25 protein-coding genes and 2 tRNA genes are annotated in these 25664 nt (G+C 64.8%); 16 read left to right on the forward strand and 11 right to left on the reverse strand.

Annotated features, from left to right (window positions below; all coding sequences use genetic code 11):
* Positions 1–9: 9 nt before the first annotated feature.
* Together OXC99_06000 and OXC99_06005 are read right to left on the reverse strand one after the other, a co-directional pair.
* Positions 10–357 carry a DUF952 domain-containing protein gene (locus OXC99_06000; protein MCY4624534.1) on the reverse strand — a complete coding sequence of 116 codons (348 nt, stop codon included), beginning with the start codon at positions 355–357 and terminating at the stop codon, positions 10–12.
* Positions 358–490: 133 nt separating this feature from the next.
* Positions 491–886, reverse strand: coding sequence for a DUF1353 domain-containing protein (locus OXC99_06005; protein MCY4624535.1), 396 nt, complete (start codon positions 884–886; stop codon positions 491–493).
* Positions 887–982: 96 nt separating this feature from the next.
* Between OXC99_06005 and OXC99_06010 the strand changes: the two genes are divergently transcribed.
* The 4 genes from OXC99_06010 to OXC99_06025 all read left to right on the forward strand — a co-directional run bounded on the left by OXC99_06010 (position 983) and on the right by OXC99_06025 (position 4244).
* A complete protein-coding gene (locus tag OXC99_06010) occupies positions 983–1672 on the forward strand; it encodes an endonuclease III (GenBank protein ID MCY4624536.1) in 690 nt (229 codons plus the stop codon).
* Positions 1673–1726: 54 nt separating this feature from the next.
* A complete protein-coding gene (locus tag OXC99_06015; GenBank protein MCY4624537.1) occupies positions 1727–2902 on the forward strand; it encodes a hypothetical protein in 1176 nt (391 codons plus the stop codon).
* A 130-nt stretch (positions 2903–3032) separates the two neighbouring features.
* The gene (locus OXC99_06020) at positions 3033–3371 is read left to right on the forward strand and encodes a hypothetical protein (protein MCY4624538.1); all 339 of its coding nucleotides are present in this window, start codon (positions 3033–3035) and stop codon (positions 3369–3371) included.
* Between the two features lie 165 nt (positions 3372–3536).
* Positions 3537–4244 carry a hypothetical protein gene (locus tag OXC99_06025; protein ID MCY4624539.1) on the forward strand — a complete coding sequence of 236 codons (708 nt, stop codon included), beginning with the start codon at positions 3537–3539 and terminating at the stop codon, positions 4242–4244.
* A 59-nt stretch (positions 4245–4303) separates the two neighbouring features.
* Here the strand turns inward: OXC99_06025 and OXC99_06030 are convergent, their stop codons facing one another.
* The 8 genes from OXC99_06030 to OXC99_06065 form a co-directional block, all read right to left on the reverse strand.
* Entirely contained in the window at positions 4304–4945 is a 642-nt protein-coding gene (locus OXC99_06030; protein MCY4624540.1) for a hypothetical protein, read from the reverse strand.
* Positions 4946–5579: 634 nt separating this feature from the next.
* Complete coding sequence (locus tag OXC99_06035; GenBank protein ID MCY4624541.1) at positions 5580–6533, reverse strand: hypothetical protein; 954 nt, start codon at positions 6531–6533, stop codon at positions 5580–5582.
* Positions 6530–7816: an MFS transporter gene (locus OXC99_06040; GenBank protein ID MCY4624542.1), complete on the reverse strand. Its 1287-nt coding sequence runs from the start codon at positions 7814–7816 to the stop codon at positions 6530–6532. Before OXC99_06040 ends, OXC99_06035 begins: the two co-directional genes overlap by 4 nt.
* A gap of 579 nt (positions 7817–8395) precedes the next feature.
* Positions 8396–11719, reverse strand: coding sequence for a hypothetical protein (locus OXC99_06045; protein ID MCY4624543.1), 3324 nt, complete (start codon positions 11717–11719; stop codon positions 8396–8398).
* Positions 11686–12300 carry a CoA pyrophosphatase gene (locus OXC99_06050; protein MCY4624544.1) on the reverse strand — a complete coding sequence of 205 codons (615 nt, stop codon included), beginning with the start codon at positions 12298–12300 and terminating at the stop codon, positions 11686–11688. Before OXC99_06050 ends, OXC99_06045 begins: the two co-directional genes overlap by 34 nt.
* 11 nt (positions 12301–12311) lie before the next feature.
* Positions 12312–13139, reverse strand: coding sequence for a CbbQ/NirQ/NorQ/GpvN family protein (locus OXC99_06055; protein MCY4624545.1), 828 nt, complete (start codon positions 13137–13139; stop codon positions 12312–12314).
* Positions 13140–13182: 43 nt separating this feature from the next.
* Entirely contained in the window at positions 13183–13803 is a 621-nt protein-coding gene (gene coaE, locus OXC99_06060) for a dephospho-CoA kinase (GenBank protein ID MCY4624546.1), read from the reverse strand.
* A gap of 113 nt (positions 13804–13916) precedes the next feature.
* Positions 13917–14552 (reverse strand): hypothetical protein, encoded by a 636-nt coding sequence (locus tag OXC99_06065; protein ID MCY4624547.1) that lies wholly within the window; start codon positions 14550–14552, stop codon positions 13917–13919.
* Between the two features lie 180 nt (positions 14553–14732).
* On the opposite strand from OXC99_06065, the gene trxA reads away from it, so the two are divergent.
* The 3 genes from trxA (at position 14733) to OXC99_06080 (ending at position 15973) form a co-directional block, all read left to right on the forward strand.
* Positions 14733–15059 (forward strand): thioredoxin, encoded by a 327-nt coding sequence (gene trxA / locus OXC99_06070; protein ID MCY4624548.1) that lies wholly within the window; start codon positions 14733–14735, stop codon positions 15057–15059.
* Between the two features lie 26 nt (positions 15060–15085).
* A tRNA-Sec gene (locus OXC99_06075) sits at positions 15086–15178 on the forward strand.
* Between the two features lie 165 nt (positions 15179–15343).
* On the forward strand, positions 15344–15973 hold the full coding sequence (locus OXC99_06080; GenBank protein ID MCY4624549.1) for a hypothetical protein: 630 nt from the start codon (positions 15344–15346) through the stop codon (positions 15971–15973).
* A 6-nt stretch (positions 15974–15979) separates the two neighbouring features.
* Here the strand turns inward: OXC99_06080 and OXC99_06085 are convergent, their stop codons facing one another.
* Positions 15980–16876: an aldo/keto reductase gene (locus OXC99_06085; protein MCY4624550.1), complete on the reverse strand. Its 897-nt coding sequence runs from the start codon at positions 16874–16876 to the stop codon at positions 15980–15982.
* 186 nt (positions 16877–17062) lie between these two features.
* Between OXC99_06085 and OXC99_06090 the strand changes: the two genes are divergently transcribed.
* The 9 genes from OXC99_06090 to OXC99_06130 all read left to right on the forward strand — a co-directional run bounded on the left by OXC99_06090 (position 17063) and on the right by OXC99_06130 (position 25597).
* Entirely contained in the window at positions 17063–17743 is a 681-nt protein-coding gene (locus OXC99_06090) for a hypothetical protein (protein ID MCY4624551.1), read from the forward strand.
* Positions 17740–18561 (forward strand): aldo/keto reductase, encoded by an 822-nt coding sequence (locus OXC99_06095; GenBank protein MCY4624552.1) that lies wholly within the window; start codon positions 17740–17742, stop codon positions 18559–18561. Before OXC99_06090 ends, OXC99_06095 begins: the two co-directional genes overlap by 4 nt.
* 186 nt (positions 18562–18747) lie before the next feature.
* A complete protein-coding gene (gene katG / locus OXC99_06100) occupies positions 18748–20874 on the forward strand; it encodes a catalase/peroxidase HPI (GenBank protein ID MCY4624553.1) in 2127 nt (708 codons plus the stop codon).
* Positions 20875–21112: 238 nt separating this feature from the next.
* Entirely contained in the window at positions 21113–21487 is a 375-nt protein-coding gene (locus tag OXC99_06105; GenBank protein ID MCY4624554.1) for a hypothetical protein, read from the forward strand.
* Between the two features lie 86 nt (positions 21488–21573).
* Positions 21574–21648: transfer RNA gene (locus OXC99_06110), tRNA-His, on the forward strand.
* A 197-nt stretch (positions 21649–21845) separates the two neighbouring features.
* The gene (locus tag OXC99_06115) at positions 21846–22259 is read left to right on the forward strand and encodes an S-adenosylmethionine decarboxylase (protein MCY4624555.1); all 414 of its coding nucleotides are present in this window, start codon (positions 21846–21848) and stop codon (positions 22257–22259) included.
* Positions 22260–22262: 3 nt separating this feature from the next.
* Complete coding sequence (gene speB / locus OXC99_06120; protein ID MCY4624556.1) at positions 22263–23153, forward strand: agmatinase; 891 nt, start codon at positions 22263–22265, stop codon at positions 23151–23153.
* 36 nt (positions 23154–23189) lie between these two features.
* Positions 23190–24320 (forward strand): site-2 protease family protein, encoded by a 1131-nt coding sequence (locus OXC99_06125; protein ID MCY4624557.1) that lies wholly within the window; start codon positions 23190–23192, stop codon positions 24318–24320.
* Between the two features lie 80 nt (positions 24321–24400).
* Positions 24401–25597 (forward strand): cysteine desulfurase family protein, encoded by a 1197-nt coding sequence (locus OXC99_06130; protein MCY4624558.1) that lies wholly within the window; start codon positions 24401–24403, stop codon positions 25595–25597.
* Positions 25598–25664 lie beyond the last annotated feature (67 nt).

The following is a 25664-nucleotide window of genomic DNA, read 5'->3' on the forward strand; positions in this document are numbered from 1 at the left end:
ACAGTTATGTCATTCCTGCAAGTCGGGCGGCAATGCGAAGGAGCCGCCGTCGGACGGAGGAAAGTCGATGACGGCCTTGACGGCGTCGTGGTTGAGCGGGCCGTAGATGTGCGGGAAGGTCTCGTCAGAGCCGGGCGCCTTGTCGTACTGGATGACGGACATGACGTCGCTGGTGTCGATGCTCAGCAGCACCAGATCGTCCTGCCCGGTGAACCTGGTGTTCGCAACGCCCAACACCTGCTCTTTGATCGAGCAGTGGATGAAGCCCTCGGCCCGCAAGCTCTCGTGGGTGTACTGGCCGCGAGGGATGGACCGCCGCCAGAGCTCACGGGTGGTGATGTGAAAGATAGTCGCCATGGTGTTTGCTCCCAGAGTGGGTGATTGGCGCGCCGGGGCGGTCCTGCCCCTTGCGCCCATAGCCTGCTCAGAGAATGAGACGCTGGCGCAGGGGCAGTATATGCCCCGTTTACGGCCCCGGCAACCGCCGCGGCTACTGATCGACGGCTTCTCGCTCACGGCCGCGCCACGCGGCGAGTCCGAAGAGGCGGACGGCCACCCAGATGACGGGCCACAGCCTAGAACCCGTCACCTTCAGCGCCTCACGGAAGATGGCATCGGCCTGCGACCGCGTGAAGCCATGCCGCCGCCCCACGACGGAGTAGAGGAAGTCATGAATGACGGCGGCGCGGGCCGTGCCTCTCCAGCTCAACACGAGCCAGCGCCCAAACCAAGGAACGCTGGCGAGGTCCGTCTCAAAGCCTGCCGGAACCTCAACGATGTTGTCGCTGTTCGCCGCGCCGACGTGGTACTCGAGTGGTTCCGCCAGGCTCCAAGTTGATCCGTTTTTGTTCAACCGGATGGTCAAGTCTCCGAGTATTCGCGCCATAACCTGCTCCTTTCGCCCAAGCGTTTTGTGTACCATGATGCTGCCACGCCGGTTGCGTTTCGCGCAGCATCCCCATGTCAGGGTCAGAGGAAGCAAATGCCCGTCAAAGAACGCCGCCCACGCCGACCGCGCTCGCCGAGGAAGCGCGCCGCCGAGGTGCAGGCGCTGCTGGAGGCGCAGCAGGGGCGGGCCGAGTGGTCGCCGCGCTATGACCCGGTGACGGAACTGGTCTTCACAATTCTGTCGCAGCACACGTCTGACGTGAACTCGGAGCGGGCAGGGCACCGGCTCAAGGCGGCCTACCCATCGTGGGACGCGATAGCAGACGCTGAACCGGAGGAGATCACGCCGTACGTGCTGTCGGCTGGGCTCGCAAAGCAAAAGGTGCCGCGGATCCAGGAGACGCTGAAGCAGGTGCGCGACATGACGGGGGGCTTCGATCTTTCCTTCCTGGCGGAAATGCCGATGGAAGAGGCGAAGGCGTGGCTGAGGGCGCTGCCGGGCGTTGGGCCGAAGACAACAGCCATCGTCCTTTGCTTCGCGCTTGGGATGCCGGCCATGGCGGTCGACACGCACGTCCACCGTGTCTCGAAGCGGCTGGGGCTCATCGGGCCAAAGGTGTCCGCGGAAAAGGCGCACGACGTGCTGGAGGCACTGGTGGCGCCGGAGGACGTCTATGCCTTCCACGTCGCGCTGATATCGCATGGGCGGCAGGTGTGCAGGGCGCTGCGGCCGCTGTGCGCCGGCTGCGTTCTTCGCGACGGCTGCCCGGCGAGGCGAGAGTAATCGGAAGCAACGCGGTCCGGCAATTCAGACCGCGTCCTGATACGGGAGTCAGGTTTGAGAAGAAGGCTAGTTGGCCGCTGGCAGCGAGTCTTCTACAGATTCCTCTCCATTTCCCTGAAGTACGCAGCACTCCCCCTCATTGTGCTGGCCGTGATCATCATGGTCGTACCTCAGGCGCGAGCCGCCTTCCATACCGCGCTATTTGTCACGCAGACACTGGACTTGCCTGTGCAGCCGCAATCATGGTTAACCCGTGAGCCCGTGCGCTACGAGGCCGTCTATGGTTCGGAAGAGGGGAGCGAGGTAGCGGACGTGTACCGGCTCCCTGACGGGAAACCCCGCGCTGCGGTGTTGCTATCGATCGGAGCCAGTCCGACGGGGCTCAGCGACGCGACCACGGTCAACCTGGGGAAGGCGCTGGCGCGGGCCGGTTTCGTGACGATGCTGCACTGGCCGCCGGACCTGGGGCGCGACGCCGACATGCAGCGGGACGACCCGGAGAAGCTGGTGCGCGCGTTCGAGTTCCTCACGGCGCAGGACTACGTGGACCCGGAGCGCACGGGCATCGGCGGGTTCAGCGTTGGCGGCTCCTTCGCGATGGTGGCCGCGGCGGACCCGCGAATCCGCGATGAGGTGCATTTCATCAATGTCTTCGGCCCGTACTACGATCTTGAATCGCTTATACGTCAGGCGGTGTCCCGGAGCGTTGTCCATGCAGGCGAGCGCAGGCCTTGGGAGCCGCATTCGCTGACGATGCGCATTCTCTCGCACGAGCTGATCGAGACGGTGGATGACGCTGAGGACGCGGCCGTCCTCACAGCCCATTTCCTGGACGGCATGCCCGTCGACGCTGCGGAGTTGAAGGCGCTTTCGCTACAGGGCAGCACGGTTGCCCGCCTCATCGACGGGGTGTCGCCGCGGGAGGCAGAGACGCTTTACTTCACATTGCCACAGGACTTTCGCGACGGGCTGGCTGATATCTCGCCGTCCAACCACATCGAGGGGTTGCGTGCCCGCCTGCTCGTGATGCACGACCGGTACGACCGGCACGTGCCCGTTGCGGAGTCGCGGCGGCTGGTGGAGGCGGTCGGGGACCGGGATGACGTTCGCTACACGGAGTTCCTGTCCTTCAACCACACGATCCCCGGTGAAGGGGGCCTGCTCGACCGCATCGGGCAGGCGTTTCGCCTCTCACGCCATATGTACGATCTCATCCGCATCGCCCGTTGACGCGCGCTGTCGCCGGGCAGCGGCATCAAGAGGCAACCGGCGGACATTTCTATTACTGGGGCTTCATACGGCGTATACTGGAGTTACTACATTTTAGCATTGAGCAATATTCGGGAAAGGAGGAGTGTCTGTGAAACGCCGGACCGGAATCATCATCGCCCTTGCGGTGGCGGTGGCGGCGCTGGGCCTCGCGGGCTGCTCCGGCGGCGATAGCGACGAGACCGCGGCGTCGGCATCCGCCGCGGCAGTGGGCGTCGCGCCGGCGGCAACCGTCGCGCCGGAGGCGCCGAGGATCAGCGCGCTCGAAGATGCGCTGCAGCGCGGCGTCGAGATCACGGCGGCCACGGGGAGCGATGAGGACCAGGCGCCGGAGTTCACCGGGCTTACCAAGTGGCTCAACAGCCCGCCCCTGACCATGACGGGGCTGCAGGGCGAGGTTGTCCTGGTGGACTTCTGGACATACACCTGAATTAACTGTCTGAGAACGCTTCCGTACCTGCGCGACTGGAACGAGAAGTACGCCGCCAACGGGCTCACAATCGTTGGCGTCCACGCACCGGAGTTCGAGTTTGAAAAGGACGAGGGGAACGTCCGAGAAGCAATGGTCCGGGAGCGGATAACGTGGCCGGTGGCCATGGACAACGATTTCAACACCTGGAGGGCCTACAAGAACCGGTACTGGCCCCACAAGTTCCTGATGGACCAGAGCGGAGAGGCGCGCTTCCACCACATTGGCGAGGGCGCGTACCTTGAGACTGAGCTCTGGATCCGCGCGCTGCTGGAAGAGGCCGGCAACGACATCTCCCACATCCCCGTCGGCGGCGTGGTCCCTGAGGAGGGCGACGCGCCTCCCTCCGGCGAGCCACGGACCCACGAGATCTACGCGGGCAGCGCGTGGGGCACCCGGAAATACCTGGGCAACGACGTGTCCGTGAGAGACAGCACTCCAATCCAGTTCAGCGACCCGGGTGACTACGAGGACGGCAGGTTCTACCTGCACGGCCTCTGGGGCATCGACAGCGAGAGCGTGACTCACGGCAGGGCCTCGAACGACTTCGAGGGCTACGTGGCCATCAACTACAATGCTCGGAGCGTCAATGTCGTCGTGCGGCCCACGGGCGGCGACCCATTCCCGGTAATCGTGACGCTGAACGGCGAGCCGGTGCCCGCCGAGCACCGCGGCAAGGACGTCATGGAGGATGGCGAGGGCAACACGGTGCTCAGCATCGACGGCCCGCGCATGTACAACGTGATCCAGAGCCCGATGCAGGGCCGCGCCGAGCTTCGGTTGAGCACAAACTCGCCGGACTTCAGTTTGTTCACATATACCTTTAGCAGGTAAGGCGAGACTGTTAACGTGCACTTGAGGGGCGGCTGACGAGCCGCCCCTCCTTTTAGTTATCACGGCGAGGGCAAGATCTTGCCGTCCGTGCTGGCGTACACCCAATAACCCTTACCCAGCATGAGGGGCGCCCGAAGTGTGACCCTGTCGCGGCCGTCGAATTCACCATGTACATCACTGTCGGTCGCTGAACCGCCCGGAGACTGCTCGATATATTCCCCCGCTTGGCAGGGCTCCGCGCCCTGCTCCACGTCTGCTTTGGTGACCGGCGAGCCGGTGCACGGGTTGGTCTCGCCTGCCGCAACAGTAATGGTGTCACCGGGTGAAATAGGGGTCCATGTCTCGGAATGCGGCACGTAACCAAATGCCTTTGCCCAGCCCGCGTCGTCTCCACTGCGCAGTTTGCTGAAGTAATCGTCCGCTGCAACGGCGCACGATATATCAAACCCGTAATGAAAGCGCCAACTCACCACGGGCACAAGGTTCCACCCTATGACTACGGGTATTTCTGGTGGTGGAAGGGGAGGCTGGGAGCCTGTGCCCACCAGCCGAGTCCGCAATATGGCTAATGGCTGAAAACTGTCAGTACGGATAAAATAAGCCTGCCAAGACCTCATCCCTTTAAGGTCACCCGCAAGAACCCCCGTCTCAGGGTCCCGGCGAGACACCAGCCATGTCTTGTTGGTGTTGTCAAAGGTCATCACCACATCCGCCGGATGCCGCCACATCACGCTGTTAATTGAGGGGTTTGGGGGCATGAAGGGTAGGGATATGAGATTCCAACCTGGAACCATGGAAATCCGAGTGAGTTGAGATCCTCCTCGACTGTTTATTATGGTAAGTTCTCCACATGATACGATTTCATTCTCGTCGTCTGACTGAGGATCGCCCGCTTGGTTCTCCGCCGCGATTGCTAGGGGATACTCGCGTGACTCAGGGAGCGGTGCGCTGAAGCTTACCCAGATAAGTAAGACTGACAGCGGTAGAGCTGCCATGGTCCGCATCGCGCGTTTCATCTTGCTAGCCCTCAATAGGCTTAGACGTACCTTGACGCCATTGCTCAAGCACTCCTCAGACGTGTTGCGAGCGTATCCAGGTCAGGATGAGCCAACCTTGTAGCGCTATGCTGGTGCCATGTGCCACTAAACCAAGATGCTATCTGTACAACGGCGGGCGTTGTAGGGTAGTTCCACTTCCATAGGGGAGTGGACCACGCGCTGCTGAAACAAGCCGAAATCCAGAGGGCGTGGCATGAGAAGCAACGCGCGGTCAAGGCAGATGGATCATTCTGAATGATGCTCTTGGGCCTGGACACGCCGCTCCCCCTCCACTCCCTCACGGCGTGGGCGGGAGCCACTCCGGGCGGCCGGAGCGGATGGCTGCGAACAGGTAGGTGGTCACGTAGGTGCGGTACGGCGACCACCGCAACGAGTACTCCAGCGCTTCCTCCGCGGTCATGCGGACGCCGTTGTTGACCAACTCGCCGAGGGTGCGCTGGATGGCGAGGTCTCCGTGGGGGAAGCCGTCAGTGCGGCCGAGGGTGCGGACGAGGAGCCAGTGCACCGTCCACACGCCCACGCCGCGCAACGGTGTTAGCGCGTCGAGAACTTCGTCATCTGTGCAGTGGAAGAGGCCTTCCAGGTCAATTTCGCCGGAGGCCTCCTTGGCCGCGATGTCCGCGACGTACTCCGCCTTGCGCCAACTGAGCTTCTGCCCTCGCAGCCCCTCGACGCCGGCGGCGGCCAGCGCCTGCGGCGTGGGGAAGGCGCGGTATTCCACGCCGTCGACGGTGATGGTCTCGCCGTATGCTTCCATGACGGCCGTGCGCACAGCGCGAGCCACCTGCCCGCTGATCTGCTGGCCAAGGATGGCGTTCACGAGTCCCTCAAGGACGGATGTGCCCTGGGGCACGCGGAAGCCCCGGTGCATGGCAGTGAGGGGGGCGAGGAACGGGTCCCCCTGTGCCAATTCGTAAAAGGGGACGAGGTCGACGTTTGTCTGGAAGACCCACTCGACTTGGCGGCGGGCCGCCTCGACGGCGTTGTCGTCCAGGGACGGGGCGACTACCTCGACATCGAGGAGCGGGGCGTGGACATCGCCCAGGGAGCGCACCCTGGCGACGCCGAGGCCGTTCGGGAGGTCGACAACGCGGCTGTAGACGTCGTCCTCGTAAAACTCCCACAGGTTGTGGCCGCGAAAGTGGGTCGCGTAGTCGGCGGTCATCGAGAAATCGAAGGGCGGCAGTGGCCGGATTGTGAACGTCGCGCGTTGCAGGGGGGCGGCGGTCATGCGGAGCTCCTCGGAATAGGGCTGCGGACGGCGATGAGCATGAAGACCACGCTCAGGAACGCCGCCGCGCTCATGGCGACCAGCGACAGGCTGTAGCTGCCGGTAGAGTCGAAGATCAGGGGCATGAAGAGGACGCCGCCGGCGCTCATGAACACCGGGAAGGGCCTGCTTACGCCGACGATGGCGCCCAGGTGCCGCCTGCCGAAGAAGGAGGGCCACACCAGGCTTTGCACCACCACGAGCCCGGAAACGCCAACACCCACCATGGCCGCGAACACGTACGCGCTGTCGCCATTGAGCACGATGAGGAGCGGGAAGGTCAGGGCGTTGAACAGGCCGACGCCAACCGCGAGCGCGGCTATGTGGACCTTGTCGGCGACCCAACCCCAGAGGAAGCGGCTGGTCATGCTGAACAGGCCGTAGATGGTGGCGCCCAACGCCGCCGCCGCCGGGTCAAAACCCTTCCACTCATACATTGGCGCCATTATGGCGGGCACGCTCATTGACGACGTGGTGGCGAAGCAGAGGGTTATGACGAGCAACCAGAAGAGCCTGGACCGAACCGCGGTGTGCGCATCGACGGCCGGCTCCTCCCGCATAGGGCGGGACGATTGAGACGGCGCGTCCGGGGAGAGGCCATCCGGATGCATGCCAAGGTCCTCCGGCTGCCGAACGATAAGCAGCGACGGCAGAACGGACATGGTCAGGGACAGGCACGCGAGCAGGACCCATGCCGCCTGCCAGCCGAGCTCACCGACGAGCAAGGCGATGGGGGCGGGCAAGACAAACGCAGCGGTGCTCGACCCCATTGTGGCGGCGGCGACGGCGCGGCCACGGTACTTGCGGAACCAGCGGGGCACCACGGCTTGGGTGAACAGCATGGCGTGCCCGCCGGACATGAAGCCGGTCACCACGCCCACCAACAACCAGAACTGCCACACCTCGGTCACACGGCTGGTGAGGGCCAGGCTGCTCGCGATGACGAGTCCGGTGAGGAAGACCGCGCGCCGCGCGCCGTTCCGGGTGTCAGCGAAGCGGGTGAGGGCGAATGCGCCGAGCGCGCCCATGAGGATGCGGAGGAAGAGACCGGCGAAAACGTCTGTGATGGTCCAGTCGAGGTCCTCACGCATGGGGTTGGCGATGACGCCGAGGGACCAGTTAATGCCGTTGGACACGAACATCATGGAGAACCCGATGGCGACCATGACGTAGCCGTGGAAGAACGGCAGCCGGTGCCGCCACGTGCGGGGGATGGCGGCCTCAGGGGCGGGCGTGGTTTCCAATGCGCTCCTTGGTCCGGTGCAGGGCACTATGAGAATGGCCGGGGCCATGATACACCCTTCCGGCCCGGGCCGGTGTGCGGCCTGCTCCCGCGTGGATGTTGGGGGGCGAAGGCTGTTGGGGGCGGCGGCGCACACCATTGGTTTGGATTGGTCGCGGATTCTTCCGTAGCTGCGGCCGAGGTTGTTTCGCCTTTGTTTTATAGGGAAAGTGTCGCATTTCAGACACAAGTTAAATGAAAAAGTTTTTTTGCCCGTCCGCCTATCCAACCCCTGACAGGGACGCAGGGCGCCAGGGAACAGCCCGTCGTCCTGACGGGGTGGGAATTTGGGATGCACCGGTTGCGTCGAACGCTTGCGTCATTCATGGAGTACAGCGTAGCGAGTGGGGGCGCTTACGCGCGAGGGGGTTGTGTCAGGGTTTTGGCTTTGCGGCAGCCGATGGGCGCGGGGTTTCTGGATACCGGCATGCGCCGGTATGAGGGAGGATTTTGCGGTCTTAGGGTGAACGGGGACGTCTGACGTCAAGAGGCCCGGCGGTGTCTGGCCGCCGGGCCTCTCTTTCCGCTCGGTCTGTGGGAGCTAGACCGTGAGGCGCTTGTAGAGCTCCGGGAGGCGCTGGGGGAGCATGCTGATGTCCGAGAGCACCTCGTAGCCCATGTCGCCCATCATGGTCTTCAGGTAGTCGTGGCCCGCCTTGTCGACGGTGAGACAGAAGGGCATGATGCCCTTCTGCTTGCCTTCCAGGAGCGCCTTGCGGGTGTCGTGGACGGCGTACTCCTTCTCCACGCCCTCGCGGCTGTAGCCTCGGTCCTGGGGGCGCCCGTCTGAGATGAGGAAGAGCACCTTGGTCTTGGCGTCGATGTCGTCGAGCTTCTTGACGCTGTGCCGGATGGCGGGGCCCATGCGCGTGGCGTGCAGGGGCGTGATCTTGTCGATGCGCTTGTGGACCTTGTCGGTCAGGCCCTCGTTCAGGTCCTTGATGGTGTAGTACTCGACGTTCTCGCGGCCATAGCCGGAGAAGCCGTAGATGCCGTACTTGTCGCCGAGGGTTTCCAGCGCCTGGATGAGGAGGATGGCGCTCTCCTTCTCCAGGTCAATGATGCGCTTGTAGGTGCGGCGAGGCGGGCCGTCTCCGGCGCGGCGGTTGCGGAGCCAGAGCATGTAGTCGACAGGGTTGCCGGGGGCGTCCCATTCGTCGGGGCCGCCGCGGGACTCGTCGATGGCCTCGCCGGTGGAGGCGCTCATATCGAGGAGGAAGAGCACGGCAACGTCACGGTCGGTCTTGTTGCGGCGCCAGTAGACGCGGTCGGGCAGGCTGATGCCGAGGCGCTGGTCGACGATGGCCTCGACGAGGGCGTCCAAGTCGAACTCCTCGCCGTCCTGGAGGCGGCGAATCTTGCGGAATGTCTCCGGGCGCACCTGCTCAAACTGGCGGCGGATCTCCTGAATCATGTTGGAGTTGGCCTGGAGGATGGTCTGCCAGAAGCCGACGTCGCCCTCCGACATGGTCTTCTCCCGGACGACGCACCACCTGGGGCGGTAGTCGCCGGCGCGGAAGTCCCACTCGTCGTAGACGCTGGTGTGGGGTTCCTTGGCCTCCAGCGGGCCGCCCTCGTCCTCGATGTGGATGAACGGGCCCTGACCCTGCGCGGCCTCCTTGGGAGGCAGCTTCATGCCGACCTCACGCATGAGGTTCTTGGCCGTCGCGCTGGTGTCGAGGTCGTAGTCGCCGCCCTGCTCGAGCTCGGCGCTCTGGGCGAGCAACTCCTCCAGCATCTCTCGGGTGAGCTGCGGGGCCTCGCCCTCGTTGGCCTGGCGCTGGGCCTCCTTCATTTCCTCAAGAAGCTGTACGAGCTCGGGCTTGAACTCTCCGCGATACTCGACGTCCTGGGGCGACTGGTAGGGCTGCTCGCCCTGACCCTCGCCCTCCTCCTGCTCCTGCTCCTCGGGCTCCGGCTTGTCCAGCCGCGACAGGAGGTCCTCGATGTTGTCCGGGTCCTCGTAGTCGTCCTCGTCCGGGACGTCGACCATGACCCACTGGTTTCCGGGGATGAAGTGGTTGGGGATGCCCGCGATGAAGAGGTAGATGCGCAGCGTGGCCTCCGCGGCGTCCTCCACCGTTGCGCCGACGCGCATGACGCGCAGGGCGAGCTTGGCCATGAGCATCGCGTCCTCGCGCAGGTACGACGCCACGGGAAGCTGGGTGCGCTGGCCGAGGCTCACGCGGATGAGGAACTCGACGAGGCCCTGCTGGGCGGGCATCTCTATGATGTGCGGGCGCTCTTCAAGCGACTCCGCCTGCAGGCGGCGGTAGGCGGGGCGAATGCCGCGGTACTCGCGGAGGACGCGGGCGTCGAGGCGGCTGTCCTCGACGACGGTGAAGATGTCGAGGGCCATCTTGCGCTCCGGGAAGACGTCGAAGAAGCCCTGCATGTCCGTGACCCAGCCGGTCTCGGCGGAGACGGGGCCGGACTCGACGGCTTCTTCAACCGACTCAGGCTCCGCTTCCGGCTCCTCGTGCGACTTGTTGCGGATGTGGTGGCGGGAGCGCTGCACCAGTTCCCGGAGATCGCGGAACAGGGTGGACGGCTTCTCGTATTCGAAGCCGAAGCTGCCGAACTCCTGGTGCACCACCTGGTGCGTCGCGATGACCTTGAGCTTGGCGAAGTTCTCGGACTTGGTGGGCGCACCGTCGATGAGGGCCGGGAGGTAAAGGGTGGTGCCCTCGATGGTCGCGTGGTTGCCGGACACCCAGCCTATGCCCTTGTCGACGAGCTCCTGGGACGGCGCGATCTCCATGTCGTTGCCGGCGAGCGCGCGGGAGTAGAGGCCCACGACGTCACGGACGCGGCTCAGCTCGACGCCGGCGGAGAGCTTGTCCAGCAGCTCCTCGGCGTAGGCGGACTCCATGCGGAAGAAGGCGAGGCCACTCTCCAGGTTCTCGCCCAGCAGGCGCGCGCCCTCACCGAACCAGGTCTCAAGCTGCGGCGTTGACACGCGGCCCAGCACGGAGGGCACGACGGCAAAGAAGGGCGGCACGGCCGGCGGCGCGACAGTGATGAGCCGCTCGCCGAGGCTGATGACGATCGGGTGCGTAGCGTAGTCGAGCTGGCCGAGGCCCTGGGAGCCATCGCGGAGGAAGGAGATGACGCCGCCCTGGCCGCTGCGCGAGAGGCGCTCGGCGAGGCTGAGGAAGCGGCCGCGCTGGGTGCGCTCGACGCGGCCGACGGCGCGGCTCCCCACCGCGAAGCAGTCCTTGACCTCGCGCCAGTTGCCGTTGGCGTCGGCGAGGGTGGTCACCAGGGAGATGAAGTTGTCGCGGCTTTCGCCGAGCTGCGCGAAGACCTGCTGGCTCAGGTCCAGGCACTCTGTTGCGAGGTCGTAGGAGCGCTGGGAGAGGATGTCAATGAAGCGGATGAAGCGCTCCATCTCCGGGAAGGTCATGGTCGGCACCATCTGGGGGCTGACCTCAAAGAACTTGCAGGCCAGCGCGGTGGACTTCCAGGTGCCTTTGGAGAGCGACTTGCCCAGCTCGCTCCAGCCGGCGACCTGCCGGGGCCGCAGGTGCGGGAGGGTGCCGGAGCTGGCGCGGAAGTAGGCCGCAGCGATGGTCGGCGACGACTGGCACAGGTCCGAGCCGTAGTTTGACCACGGGACGAAGTTGGCGAACGAAAGGAAAGGCAGGACATCCATGCTGGCGGCATAGTAGTCAGTCGCCGCCTCCCATGCCCGAACGGACTGCCTGGCGATGGCCGCGCCCTGCTCCGCCCAGGTGACGAGGTCCTCAGCGGACAGCAGCGTGCTGGCCTTGTCGTGCGCCGACTCGTATTGCTGAAGCACTGCGACGGGGAACTGCGACAGCTCCCGGGCTATGCTCTCCAGGCGGGGGTCCTGCTCTGCCATGGGACCTCCTTTTCCATGCCTTCCGCTATGAGTTCCAACATACGGGAAAGCATCTGGGCCGTAACGCCGAAAATGATACGGCCTTCATAGACGTACGTAAACCTTTTCACAAGCCCCTCAGGCCGCAGCAGACTCTCGTGACGGAGGTTGGCAGGGTCGTAGAGGGCGCCAAGGGGAGGCTCGATGATCTCGTCAACCTCATACTCGCTGAGGGTGTAGGGGTAGTCCGCGGGGATCAGCCCGACAACGGGGTGGATGGCGAAGCCGTAGCGGGTGAAGTAGGGCTCTATAGCGCCGAGCACGCGCACGTCCTCCGGCGCAACGCCGATCTCTTCGTGCGCTTCCCGGAGGGCGGTGGACGTCAGGTCGGGGTCGGAGGACTCGAAGCCGCCGCCGGGGAAGCAGATCACGCCAGCATCAGGGATGTTCCGGCTGCGGCGCGTGAGCACGACATGGTAGCCGCCATCGCGCTCAAACAGCGGGAGGAGCACTGCGGCGTGCATAAGGTCATCCGGGAGAGCCGTAGCGGGCTCGGCCTTCCCCAAGAGGGCCTGTAAAACCTCCGGGGTGGGGATGTTCATGCGCTCCAAATCTACTCGAATATCGAGGAGATCACTTCTTCCATGCTCCGTTGCACCTGAATGTCGTCGGACAGGGCCCAGACGATGGATACCTGGCAAGCCTCGCGAGCCGGGACGCCCTGGCTGATGAGCTTGCCGGCGTAAATGAGCAGCCGGGTGCTGGAGCCTTCCTGTAGACCGTGGTCCTTCAGGTTGCGGACCTTCTCGCCCAGCTTGGCGAGGCTCATTGCGGTCTCGGCATCGACGCCGGCCTCGTGCTCCAGTATCTTCGCTTCGATCTCGGAGGGCGGGTAGTCGAACTCGATGGAGACGAATCGCTGCCGGGTGGAGTGCTTCAGGTCCTTGAGGGCGCTCTGGTAGCCGGGGTTGTAGGAGATGACGAGCAGGAAGCCCTCATTGGCCTCCATGAGCAAGCCCTGCTTCTCCACGGGCAGGATGCGCCGGTGGTCGGTCAGGGGGTGGATGAGCACGGTGGTGTCCTTGCGGGTCTCGACGATCTCGTCGAGGTAGCAGATGGCGCCGACCTTGACGGCACGGGTCAGGGGGCCGTCGATCCAGCGGGTGCCCTCGGCGTCGATGAGGTAGCGGCCGACAAGGTCGCTGGCCGTGAGGTCCTCGTGGCAGGCCACGGTGACCAGCGGCACAGGGCGGACCTCCGAGCCGTTCTGCTGGCGAACCGAGGTTGGCTGGCTAAGCCGGTGGGCCATGTGCTCCACGAAGCGGGTCTTGCCGCAGCCGGTGGGGCCCTTCAGCAAGACGGGGATCTTCTGCAGGTAGGCGGCCTCAAAGAGCTCAATCTCGTTGCCCAACGGCATGTAGAACGGCTCATCCTCAACCACGTACTCTTCAATCTGAAGCGTCTGGAACCCTGTCCCTCTTGGCCTAGGCTGCTCCATGGTTACCCACCTTTGCTTGAATTCGCTCTGCCCACAGCGATTCGACCTTGCTCCGGAGGTCGGTCAGACTGCCGTCATTGGCGATGACTACGTCCGCGTGGGCCTTCCGTTCCTCATCCGAGATCTGGGACTCCATCCGCTCAGCTATGGCCTGGATGGAGAGGCCGCTGCGCAGCCGCAACCGCCGGTAAATCTCATCCTGGGGCGCGGTCGCCAGCCAGACCTCGTCGACCAGCTCCGTCCACCCCGCCTCGACCAGCGTGGCCGAGTCTATCACAGTCACTCGCCTTCCCTGACGCTCGGCGGCGCGCAAGCGTTCCCGAATCATGTCAGCGATGGCGGGGCGCATGATGGCGTTGAGGCGGTCGAGCTCCTCAGGGTCCGAGAAGACGATGTCTCCCAGTATCTTCCTGTCAATCTGCGCGTCCGGGAGGAGGATATCTCGACCGAAGGCTTTGATGATCGCCCTCCAGGGCATAGTTCCCGGCGCATAGGCCTCGTGTCCAAGGAGCGCGGTGTCGATGATGACGGCGCCGTGTCCGGCCAGAATTCGGGAAACCTCGCTCTTGCCGGCGCCGATGCCTCCCGTGAGCCCAATGACTACCATGCCTTCTCCATTAGCCCCTGCCAAGGAACCCACCAAGTGTATCAGCGCAAATATAGGGGGTCAACCGCAATTTGGGGCCATATTCACGTTATGGCAATGAGGCGAGGGCCGGTCTACGCCACCCAGAGCAGCCATATGACGGCAGCGCTCACAAGGGGGACGGTCACGTTGTCCTCCACGGGGATGGGCAGGAACTCAACGAGGGCCGCGACGGCTGCGCCGACGAGCACGGGCCAGAGCGTTCCGTAGACGCCCGCCGCCCACAATCCGAGCGCGACGGCTGCCGCCACCGCGAGGAACGCCAGTGCACCCTCAAGGCTCTTGCCGCCTAGACGCCGACCAAGGATCCGGAGGCGCAGGCGACCGTAGCGCGTGCCGACAATGCCGGCCGCGGGGTCGCCCAGCGCGGTGAAGAGCAGGGCGAGCGCCGCAATCTCCCGGCCAAAGAGGAGCAGCACGGCCAGAGACGCCAAGGCGAGGTACGTCGCGGCCGTGGGCGTTCGCCTTTCTCTCGCCTTAAAGAACGGGCCCAGCAACGCGAGGAGCCGCACGTTGACGGCCGGCACAATTAGCCGCACCGCCTCGCCGGCGGCGAGTGTCGCTGCGGCGACGGCCGCAAAGTAGACCGCCGGCTTGTAGCCAATCGCGAGCGCGACGATGGGTATCGCGAGGGCTGCGCAGAGGTGAAAGGCGCGGCGCTTCCACGTGTGCTCGGAAGCTGCGGCTTGCGGTTGGGCGGGACCGGTCATGGGTGGAGTATACATTCCGGGAGGACCGGGCACGGGGGAGCGAAAACTGATTCGCACGTGAGATCTACTTGGGTTGCGCCCTATATTGCCGATAGGTAAACTTAGGCTAACCAATGCCGAATAATGCTTCGTAAAGGCGGCGCAGGAACGGCGGACGGAAACAGAGGGAGGACTCTTACAATGGCAAAGCCGGAAGCGGTTACGGACTCGACGTTTGAGGCAGAGGTGGTCAACAGCGACCTGCCGGTGCTGGTGGACTTCTGGGCGGACTGGTGCCAGCCCTGCAAGATGATCGCACCCATCGTCGACGAGCTCTCAGACGAGTACGACGGCAAGGTCAAGTTCACCAAGGTGGATGTCGACTCCAACCCGAACACCCCCATGAGCCTGGGCATCCGCAGCATTCCCACGCTCATTGTCTTCCGCAACGGGCAGCCCGTGGAACAGATTGTGGGCGCCATGCCCAAGGCGCAACTCAAGCGGCGGCTGGACAGCGCCCTGGAGTAGGCCCCGGAAGCATCGTCAGCGGCTATGGGAGTGGATGGGGCCCGGTGGCCCTTGCGGACTTCAAATCCGTTGCGCCTCGTGTCGGGGCGGGTGGGGTCGACTCCCTCGCACTCCCGCCACACAGAGAAGACCGCTTCCTGACGTTAAGGTGTCCGCGAGCGCGTCACCGTCAGGATGTAAATGTTTCGCACTTCTGCCGGGCTGGTGCAGCCCTGCAGGCCAGTGGACGGGCCTCATGCCTTGCGCATGAGGCTTTTTGCAACAGTTCAGGCAGGATGCCAGCCATGGCGCAGGACGCCGTCACACGGGCTACATACAACGTAAACCCCGACGACCTGGAACGCATGCTTCTCACCAAGGAGCAGTTGCCGCCGGGATCGGAGGGCTTCGAGGTGGTGCGCGAGGGGGAGCTCAGCAACGAGGCCATGGCGGACCTGCCCCTCGCCGGACACACGGCGCAGGGACTGCGGCAACTCGGCCGCGTCACGGGGTTTCAGCGCGAGTGGCTCACGACCGCTCCGGACGACAACCTGCCGGAAGGCGCGGACCTTGCGCTTGCGACCGTCGTGCACTTCATGGAGAGCCCGGAGGCCGTATCCAACTGGATGGAAAAGGTCTTCCTTGAGGAGTTCAGGGAGAAGGTTGGGCAGGAGCTGGGCCCCGGCCACCGGCTCGTCTCCGTGGACCGGCTCTCCCTGAGCACGCAGTTCCACCACGATGCCATCGGCGTCCGCGCTGTGCAGGAGGGACCCAAGGGCCTCGTCTCCTCAGCCGTTCTCGACTTCCGGCTTGGGCGGCTGCTGGGCGTCGTCTACGTGGTCACCTTCGGCGCCCAGAACCGGCAGGGGGGTACGGAGAACCTGGGCAAGACACTTGAACGCCACATGATCTCGGTGGCGCTGGGGGCGGCGTAGGCGCTTCTAGGTCAACTGCCGCCACTCGCCGCCCAACTCCGCAAAGCGCCGCACGAGCGCGTCCATCGTCCCCTCGGACACCGATAGCCCCTCGTCGAGCATGGCGGCGTTGGACTGCAGGTGCCGCAGGTTGGTGGTGCCGACGATGGCGGTGTCCACTTCCGAGTGCGAGAAGGTAAAGCCCATCGCCATGCGGATAGGGTCGTCCTCGCCTTCCAGAGCGCCCTGTGCCGACATGGCCTGATGACGCTCAAAGTACTGCTGCGCGTAGGGGTTCGCCACCTCAGCGCGTCCCCAGACGCCGTTGCCGATGGGCCGCTTGATGATGACGCCCATGCCCTGGGCCTCGGCGGCGGCGAAAAGCCCGTCGCGCGCCTTTTGATCGACCAAGCTGAAGCTGGTCTGCAGCGTCTGGAAGATGCCGCTCTCCACCGCCCACATGGCGGCGTCATTGTCGCCACTGTAGCCGACGAAGCGCGTCTTGCCGGCGTCTCGGGCTTTCAGCAGCGCCTCAATGACGTCGCCCTGCTCGAGGATCTCGACGGTGCAGGAGTGGAGCTGCATGAGGTCCACGTAGTCGGTCTGGAGCAATCGCAGGCTGCGGTCGATGCTGTCGGCGACCGTTTGCGCAGTCCACGGCTCGCCCTGGTAGCCGCCCGCGACGTGGCCGCACTTGGAGGCGAGGGCGTACTCGCTGCGGCGGTGCGCGACGGTCTTGCCCACCAACTCCTCACTGTTGCCGTAGCAGGCGGCCGTGTCCAGGAAGTTGATGCCGATGTCCAGGCCGCCGTTCAACAGCGCCTCGACGGCGGACAGCTCCATTGGCGTGGAGCCGATCTCCGAGAGGCCGATGCCCAGCCGGCTGACCTGAATGCCCGTGGACCCCAGCGGGACAGTCTGCATAGCTCGTTCCTCCGCTTGTTGGTGTGGTGTTGACGTTATGTACAGTCACTTGAGCCGTTTGGCCCGCCAAGAAGCCGCACAGAACGACCAGTCCGATTGGGTCTGCTCCATTGAGCATGGTACTATACAAAACGGCCTGGCGTGAAAACGCGCGGCGTGAATCGCCGTGTCTCAGATAGGACAACCATGGAAATAGATACTCTCCGATCAGAGATGGCCGAGTGGCCCGTTCAATGGCGATGGGAAGGCACGTCCGGCCATCCCCGAAGAATCACGGACAACTTTATGCAGGCACTGGAGGACGAGGGATTCACCGTCGACCTGGCGGACGTGCCGATCACGCAGGGCCCGGTTGGCAACGTCGGCGAGTTCGAGGGCGCCCTCGTCGCGCGGTGGAAGCAGCCAAGCCTCTCGGCGCTCAAGCGGAAGTGGTTTGCCGCGGCGGTGGGGCTTGTACTTGTCCCGATCATAGTCGGCATCTTCATGATCAAGTACGCGCTGGAGGGGCGACGGCACGTCGTAGGCCTCGACTGGCGCGGCGAGGCCTACTCAACGACGGCCCGGGCGGGGCAGGTCAACTTCGGCGCGGAGCGCACGGGCATCGTGACCGACGTCCGCGTGACCATGCGCGGCGCGGTGCTGGACGCCGGCCGCAGAGTGAACGACCTGACGAACCTGCAACCAAAGCTGGACCGCATGCAATTCAAGCTCTCACACTCGCTGACCAATCTTACTATGCCTACGCCGATGGCGCCGGGAGCGGGGCCCGACGGCGGCACAGTGGACGGCGCGTTCACGCCCGCGCCGCCGCAGCTTGAGGACGCAGCGCCGCCGCCCGCACTGGATGAAGGAAGGACGAACGGATGAACCTGCAGGAGCTGGGCGCCAGCGGCGTGCAAATTCCCGACGTCGGTTTGGGCACGTGGGCGTACACGGGCGGCAGCGCGCCTTTGCGGCGAGGCGTCGAGCTGGGCGCGTTCCTCATCGACACGGCGGAGGCGTACCACACGGAGGACGCCGTCGGAGCGGCGATCGAGGACATTCGCGGCGACGTGTTCGTCGCAACCAAGGTCTCGCCGTCGCACTTCCGCCGCAGGGACGTGCACCGCGCCGCCGACGAGAGCCTTAGGCTCCTCAAGTGCGACGTCATCGACCTGTACCAGCTCCACTGGCCGAACTCACAGATCCCTATCGCGGAGACGATGGGCGCAATGGAGGAGCTGGTGGACGCGGGCAAGGTGCGCTACATCGGGGTCAGCAACTTCTCGGTGCGCGAGATGGAGGATGCGCAGGCGGCGCTCTCGAAATCGCGCATCGTGTCGAACCAGGTGGAGTACAGCCTGACCGACCGCTCCATCGAGCGCGAGGTGCTGCCGTACTGCCAGGCGAACGGCATCACGGTCATCGCGTACAGCCCGCTGGCGCGGGGACTCGGCAACTTCGGGAAGGGTTCAGCGGCGCTGGACGACGCGGCGGCGTGGAACGGGCGCACGGCGGCGCAGACGGCGCTGAACTGGTGCTTGAGCCACGACCGGGTCATGGTCATCCCCAAGACTAATTCGGCCGCGCGCGTCGAGGAGAACTGCGGCGCGTCCGGCTGGCGGCTCCCGGACGAGGACATCGCGGCGCTGGAGGCGGCGTTTCCCGCGCAGGGGGAGCGACGGCGGTGGTTTGGGGGCCTTTAGCCGCAAGCAGGCTGCGCCCTCGCCACTTGCCCGCATGTCGCACCGTTCCTCGTGCCGCCGGGCAATACTTCCAACTTGCTTCCGAGGGCTTCCGCGAGTTGACGACTGGGTCTAGAATATGGCGTGCGCGGCATACTCTTGGTATAGTTGCGCCACACACTGCAGAACCCTAAATGGAGAGGTGCTATGACTACGAACCAAGGATGGTGGCCGAATCAACTGAGCCTGAAGGCTCTTCGCCAGAACTCTCCCAAGTCGGACCCGATGGGCAGCAGTTTCAGCTACGCCGAGGCGTTCAAGAACGTCGACGTTGATGAGTTGAAGCGGGATGTCGAGCAGGCAATGACGACCTCGCAGGACTGGTGGCCGGCTGACTACGGCCACTACGGGCCGCTCTTCATCCGCATGACGTGGCACGCCGCGGGCACGTACCGCATCACGGACGGCCGCGGCGGCGGAGGCTCGGGTTACCAGCGTTTCGCGCCGCTGAACAGCTGGCCCGACAACGGCAACCTGGACAAGGCGCGCCGGGTCCTCTGGCCGGTCAAGCAGAAGTACGGCAAGAGCCTCTCTTGGGCCGACCTGATCATCTTCGCCGGCAACTGCGCGTTGGAGTCGATGGGCTTCAAGACGTTTGGGTTCGGCTTCGGACGGCCGGACGTGTGGGAGGCCGACGAGACCGACTGGGGCAACGAGACGACATGGCTGGACGACCAGCGCCACGACGCCGACGGCGAGCTGCAGGGTCCCGTCGGCGCGGACCACATGGGCCTGATCTACGTCAACCCGGAGGGGCCGAACGGCAACCCGGACCCGAACCTCGCGGCGAAGTACATTCGCAACACTTTTGCCCGCATGGCGATGAACGACGAGGAGACCGTCGCGCTGATCGCCGGGGGCCACACCTTCGGCAAGGCGCACGGCGCGGCCCCCGAGTCGCACGTGGGCGCGGAGCCGGAGGGCGCCAGCGTCGAGGCGCAGGGCTTCGGCTGGAGCAACAGCTACGGCAGCGGCAAGGGCGGCGACACGATCACCAGCGGACTCGAGGGCGCCTGGACCGAGAACCCGACCAAGTGGGACAACAACTTCATGGAGAACCTGCACAACTACGAGTGGGAGCTGACGAAGAGCCCCGCCGGGAAGTCGCAGTACCAGCCCGTGAATGCGTCGCAGGTGGCCGTTGTGCCCGACGCGCACGACCCGGCCAAGAAGCACGCACCCTTCATGCTGACGACGGACCTGTCGCTCCGGATGGACCCGGTCTACGCACCGATCTCAAAGCGCTTCCTTGAGAACCCGGCGGACCTGGAGGACGCCTTCGCAAGGGCGTGGTACAAGCTGCTGCACCGCGACATGGGCCCCCGCAGCCGGTACCTGGGGCCGCTGGTCCCGGAAGAGGCGCTGCTGTGGCAGGACCCCGTGCCAGACGTCGACCACGAGCTGATCGGCGAGCAGGACGTCGCCGACCTCAAGGCGAAGGTCCTCGCGTCGGGCCTCTCCGTATCCCAACTGGTTTCAGCCGCGTGGGCGTCAGCGTCGTCGTTCCGCGGCACGGACAAGCGCGGCGGCGCGAACGGGGCGCGGGTGCGGCTTGCGCCGCAGAAGGACTGGGCAGCGAACGACCCGGCGACGCTGGCGAGCACGCTGTCGACGCTGGAAGGCATCCAGGCGGAGTTCAACGCGGCGCAGAGCGGCGGCAAGCAAGTCTCGCTCGCCGACCTGATCGTCCTCGCCGGGTGCGCGGCCGTCGAGAAGGCCGCAAGCGATGCCGGGCAGAGCGTGACCGTCCCATTCGCGCCTGGGCGGACGGACGCGTCGCAGGAAACGACGGACGTGGAGTCGTTCGCCGTGCTGGAGCCCGCCGCGGACGGGTTCCGCAACTACGTCAAGGGCGGCAATGGGGCATCGGCGGCCGAGCAGCTGGTGGAGCGGGGGTATATGCTCACGTTGACCGCGCCCGAAATGACGGCGCTGGTCGGCGGCATGCGCGCCCTGAACGCGAACACCGGCGGTTCCGCAAACGGCGTCTTCACCAGCAGGCCGGGGGCGCTGAGCAATGACTTCTTCGTGAACCTGCTCGACATGAACACGCAGTGGCAGCCGGTTGGCGACGGCGTGTTCGAGGGCCGCGACGTCTCCTCCGGCGACGTTAAGTGGACGGCGACCGAGGTGGACCTCGCCTTCGGCTCGAACTCGGAGCTCCGCGCACTTGCGGAAGTCTATGGGTGCGATGACGGGCAGGCGGCTTTTGTGAACGACTTTGTGGCGGCGTGGAACAAGGTGATGAACCTGGACCGCTACGACCTGGCGTAGCCGGGGGCAACTCCCCCCGTTCGTGCTGAGGGAAATCGAAGCGCGAACGGGGGCTGGAAACACGAACGGCCCCCGCCCCCTTTTGCAGGCAAAGCAGCGTATATTCTGGCCCGTCCACCCCGCCGAACTTGGGACGGTGCTGCACCTTGGCCAGGAGTCGCCGTCCTTGGCACTGTGGGCTCTGTCATACGTAGCGTGTCAAACGTGATAGGATGCGTTCGATGCAATAGGGGCAAGCATGATGAAGGTGACTATCGCTCTGGTGTTGGTCATGTGCATCATAGCCTGCGACAGTGACCGGGCCGCGCAAAGTAAGTTGGACGTGCAAGCGGAGCGGCGTGTGAGGATCGGTGTCGAATACCCGCATATACTCTACACCCACTGCGGCATCGACGACACCCGCTTTAACCGCAGAAATTGGGAAGCGCATCCACCGCCGGGGTTGCGCGGCCCCAATCCGCCTCCGGGCTGGGATAACCACACAGTTAATACCGCCGAGGGCACAATGGTGTTGATTAATCCGAACTTGGCGCGGTTTACCAACACCGCTACCGGCGAGCAGGTCGATTTCACCCCAATGCCGAGAGGCAAAGAACTGTCCCTTTGCTGGTAGCCTTTCCAAAGATTGCCATAACGAACCTGATATTGCGCTTTCTTGACCACCATTTCTACGTGTTCTAGACTGTAGCCGTACCTGTGGTGAGCGTGGCCAAGCGGTAAGGCACCTGACTGTGGCTCAGGAAATCGAGGGTTCGAATCCCTTCGCTCACCCCACGCTTTGGCAATGAATTGCGCCACGACGGTTGAAAAGGCTGTTCGTGGCGTCGAGTTTCGTGACGGTTTGATTGGCGCGGCACTTGGTGGTAGGCTACTGCGCTGTCGCGCCTGATTTCCGATAGATAGCGTTGAATACGTGAGCTATGCCCATCGGTGGTGAGCCGATGCAATATTAAGGCTGGAGGACTCGTCCCATGCACCTGGTTATCGACGGCTACACCGGCAACCACTCCCTGCTGCAGAACCAGGAGCATGTGCGAGAGTTTCTGGACTCGTTCCCGGACCGCATCGGCATGACCAAGATCATCACCCCCCAGGTGCTCACCTACAATGGCCCGGTGCCCGAGGACTGGGGCGTCTCCGGCTTCGTCATCATCGCCGAGAGCCACATCAGCGTGCACACCTTCCCGGACCGCAGTTTTGTGCAGGTGGACGTCTTTTCCTGCAAGGACTTCGACATCGAACTCGCGCTTGAGGACGTGAAGGGGTGCTTTGCCCTGCACGAGGCGAACACGTGGGTGCTGGAGCGGGGGCTGGACCACTACAGCCCGGAGCAGGCGCGCCGCGCCCTCGACGCCGACCGGGCACAGCTGAGCACGCCGGCGTAGGCGATGCCGACGGGTCCGTCCCACGACGACGCCAGCCTCCCCTGGAACTTCCTTGCCCTGCCGCCAGAGCAGTCCGGCTACGGCTCTTCACGCTTCCTGGTTCTGCCTGTGCCGTATGACGGCACTGTGTCGTACCGCACCGGCGCCCGCCAGGGCCCCAGCGCCATCATCGACGCCTCCCGGCAGATGGAGGACTACGACATCGAGCTGGGACGAGAGACCTGCGCGCTCGGAATTCACACGCTCCCGGAGGTGCAGCCGCATCCCGCTGGACCGGAGGCGACGGTAGAGCGTGTGCATGACGCCGTCGGACGCGCATACCGGCCCGGCGCCGTAATGGTGACCCTGGGCGGCGAGCACTCGATTACAGCCGGCGCCGTCCGCGCGCTCAAGGAGCAGCACCCGGACCTCTCCGTGCTCATGCTGGACGCCCACGCCGACTTCCGCGACAGCTATCAAGGCTCGGCGTACAGCCACGCCACTGTGGGCCGCCGCATCACTGAGTCGTGCCCGCTGGCAATCGTCGGGGTGCGCAGCCTCAGCTCCGAGGAGCGGGAGGCCATTCAGGAGGACGGGCAGCCAATGTACACGTGGCCGCAGGACTGCTCCGTTGAGGAGCTGGCTGAGGCGGCGCTGACGCACCTGACCGGCACGGTCTACATCAGCATCGACCTGGACGCGCTGGACCCGTCAATCATGTCAGCGGTTGGCACGCCGGAGCCGGGCGGCATGCTGTGGGCCGAGACCCTCACGCTGCTGCGCACCGTGGCGAGCCGACGGCGTATCGTGGGCTTCGACCTGATGGAGCTGGCGCCGCCGGAAGGCCCCGTGAGTTGCGCGTATACGGCGGCCAAACTCGCCTACAAGCTCATGGGGTATGCTACGCTAAACTAGACCGTACGGAAGTTTCGGGCGGTCTGGGAGTGGCGCATGCACAGCACTTTCTCACTTGGCAGGATCTTTGGCATTCCCGTGGGCGTGAGCTACACCTGGTTTGCCATCTTCATCCTCGTCAGCTTTCTGGTCTTCGACCAATTGTCCTTTCATCTGCCGCGGTGGGGCCCAGTGGCAATCGCGGGCATGGCCGGCGCGACAGGCCTCCTCTTCTTCGGCTCAATCCTCGTCCATGAACTGGCGCACAGCCTCATGGCGACGCGACACAGCCTGCCCGTGCGAGGCATCACGCTGTTCCTGCTGGGTGGCGTTTCACACATCTCCCGCGAGGCGCGGCGGCCCTGGATCGAGTTTATGGTCGCGGTCGTGGGACCGCTGATGAGCCTTGGACTGGCGGCTGCGTTGCTGGCCGTCGCATTCTTCGTCGCGCCCGTGTTCCTGACTGGACGCCTTCGCGAAGCCGTTACTGTGGTCGCGTTCCTGTTGGGATGGACAAACCTCGCGCTGGGGGTGTTCAACCTGCTGCCCGGCTTCCCCCTCGATGGCGGCCGCGTCCTGCGGGCCGGCATTTGGGGGCTGACCGGCAACTACTGGCTCGCGACCAACGTGGCCGTCATATCCGGCCAAGCCTTCGCGGTGGCGCTGGCGGTGGGCAGCGTCTTCATCTTTCTCCAGACGAACTCCTTCCTCAATCTCTGGCCCGTCATGGTAAGCGTGTTCATCTTCATAGCCGCCACCAGCGCGAGGTCCGCGGCCCGCGACCGCAGACGGCTGGCGAGCGTCACCCTCGGCGAAGTCGTCGCGCCGGACCTCGTGCCGGCGGAGGCGACGATAGCGGAGGCCGTCAGCCTGCACCTCATGCGCACCGGGCGCTCCGCGGCACTCGTCGGCGTCGACGGCGTGCCCGCGGGTGTGCTGCACCTGGGGGAGCTTCGCCGTCTCCCTCGCGACGTGTGGGGGATTGCCAGCACGATACAGGTGATGACTCCCCTCTCCTCATTCTCCGCCCTGGAATCGTCACAGCCGGCGTCAGAGGCGATTGAGTTGCTGGAGGAGGAAGACCGTCCGCCGGGAGTGCTGGTGGTCGAAAATGGGCGGCTGGTGGGCGTTGTCACACGGGGCGACCTCTACGGCTACATGCGCCTTCGGCGTGCGCTCAAGCTGTAGGGGCAAGGCGCCCGTGCTACAATAATTTATTCTTTCGGCGGCTTTTGCAAGAGCCGCAACACCACACAGGAGTCGACTCGGTGGAGACCGGCGAGCGGGAAATCTATCTGGACCACGCAGCCACGACTCCCCTGCGGGCGGAGGCGCTGGAGGCGATGTTGCCGTACCTGCAGGAGGCCTACGGCAACCCGTCCAGCATTCACGCCGTGGGGCAGCGCGCCCGGATGGCGCTGGAGGACGCGCGGGACACCATCGCCAAGGCGCTGGAGTGCCGCGCCAACGAGGTCGTCTTCACGAGCGGCGGCACGGAGTCCGACAACGCCGCCATCAAGGGCGGCGCAATGGCGCTGCGTCCCACCGGCAACCACATCGTCACAACGGTCATCGAGCATCACGCGGTGCTTCATACGTGCCACCAGCTTGAAAGCCTTGGATTTGATGTAACTTACGTCCCCGTCGACAGCGAGGGCCTCGTTAACCCAGTCGATGTGCTAGACGCGGTGACGGACCAGACGGCGCTTGTCAGCGTCATGTACGCCAACAACGAGATAGGCACTGTGCAACCGGTGGCCGAGATAGCGCGGCTGGTTAAGGAGCGGGCGAAGGAGCAAGGCCGCACGATCCTCGTGCACACGGACGCGGTGCAGGCCGCCGGATACCTGGATCTGTCAGTGAAGCGGCTTGGCGTCGATTTGCTCAGCCTGTCGGCGCACAAGTTTCACGGGCCAAAGGGGGCCGGGGTGCTGTTTGTCCGACGTGGCACGCCATTTTCGCCGCTGTTGATGGGAGGCGGGCAGGAGCGGGAGCGCCGGTCGGGGACGGAGAATGTGCCGGCCATCGCCGGCATGGCGGAGGCGCTTCGATTGGCCGAGCAGGAGCGGGAGGCCGCGTGCGCGCACAGCGCCGCCCTGCGTGACCGGCTGGCGGCGGGCATCCTCGAACGCGTTCCCGGCTCCATTCTGAACGGCCACGCGACGCGGCGGCTGCCCAACAACGTCAACGTCTGCTTTCCGGGGCTGGAGGCGGAGCCGGTGTTGCTGGGCCTCGACCTGAAGGGGATCTATGCCTCCAGCGGAAGCGCATGTTCCACCGCGTCGCTGGAGCCGTCGCATGTGCTTACTGCCATCGGCCGGCCGGCGGACATCGCGCGGGGCAGCCTCCGGGTGACCGTGGGCAGAGGGACGACCGAGGATGATGTACACTATTTTTTGGAGACGCTGCCTCCGCTGGTGAAGCGCCTCCGCGATATGCCATCGTTCAGCGCGGGACGGGTGTGAAATCCCAGAGGGAACCCAATCGCGCGGGGCAACGTTAATTTCCTTCAAGAGAGTCTACTTGTATGGA

It is taken from the genome of Chloroflexota bacterium (assembly GCA_026713825.1).
Taxonomy (GTDB): Bacteria; Chloroflexota; Dehalococcoidia; order Lucifugimonadales; family UBA1127; genus UBA1127.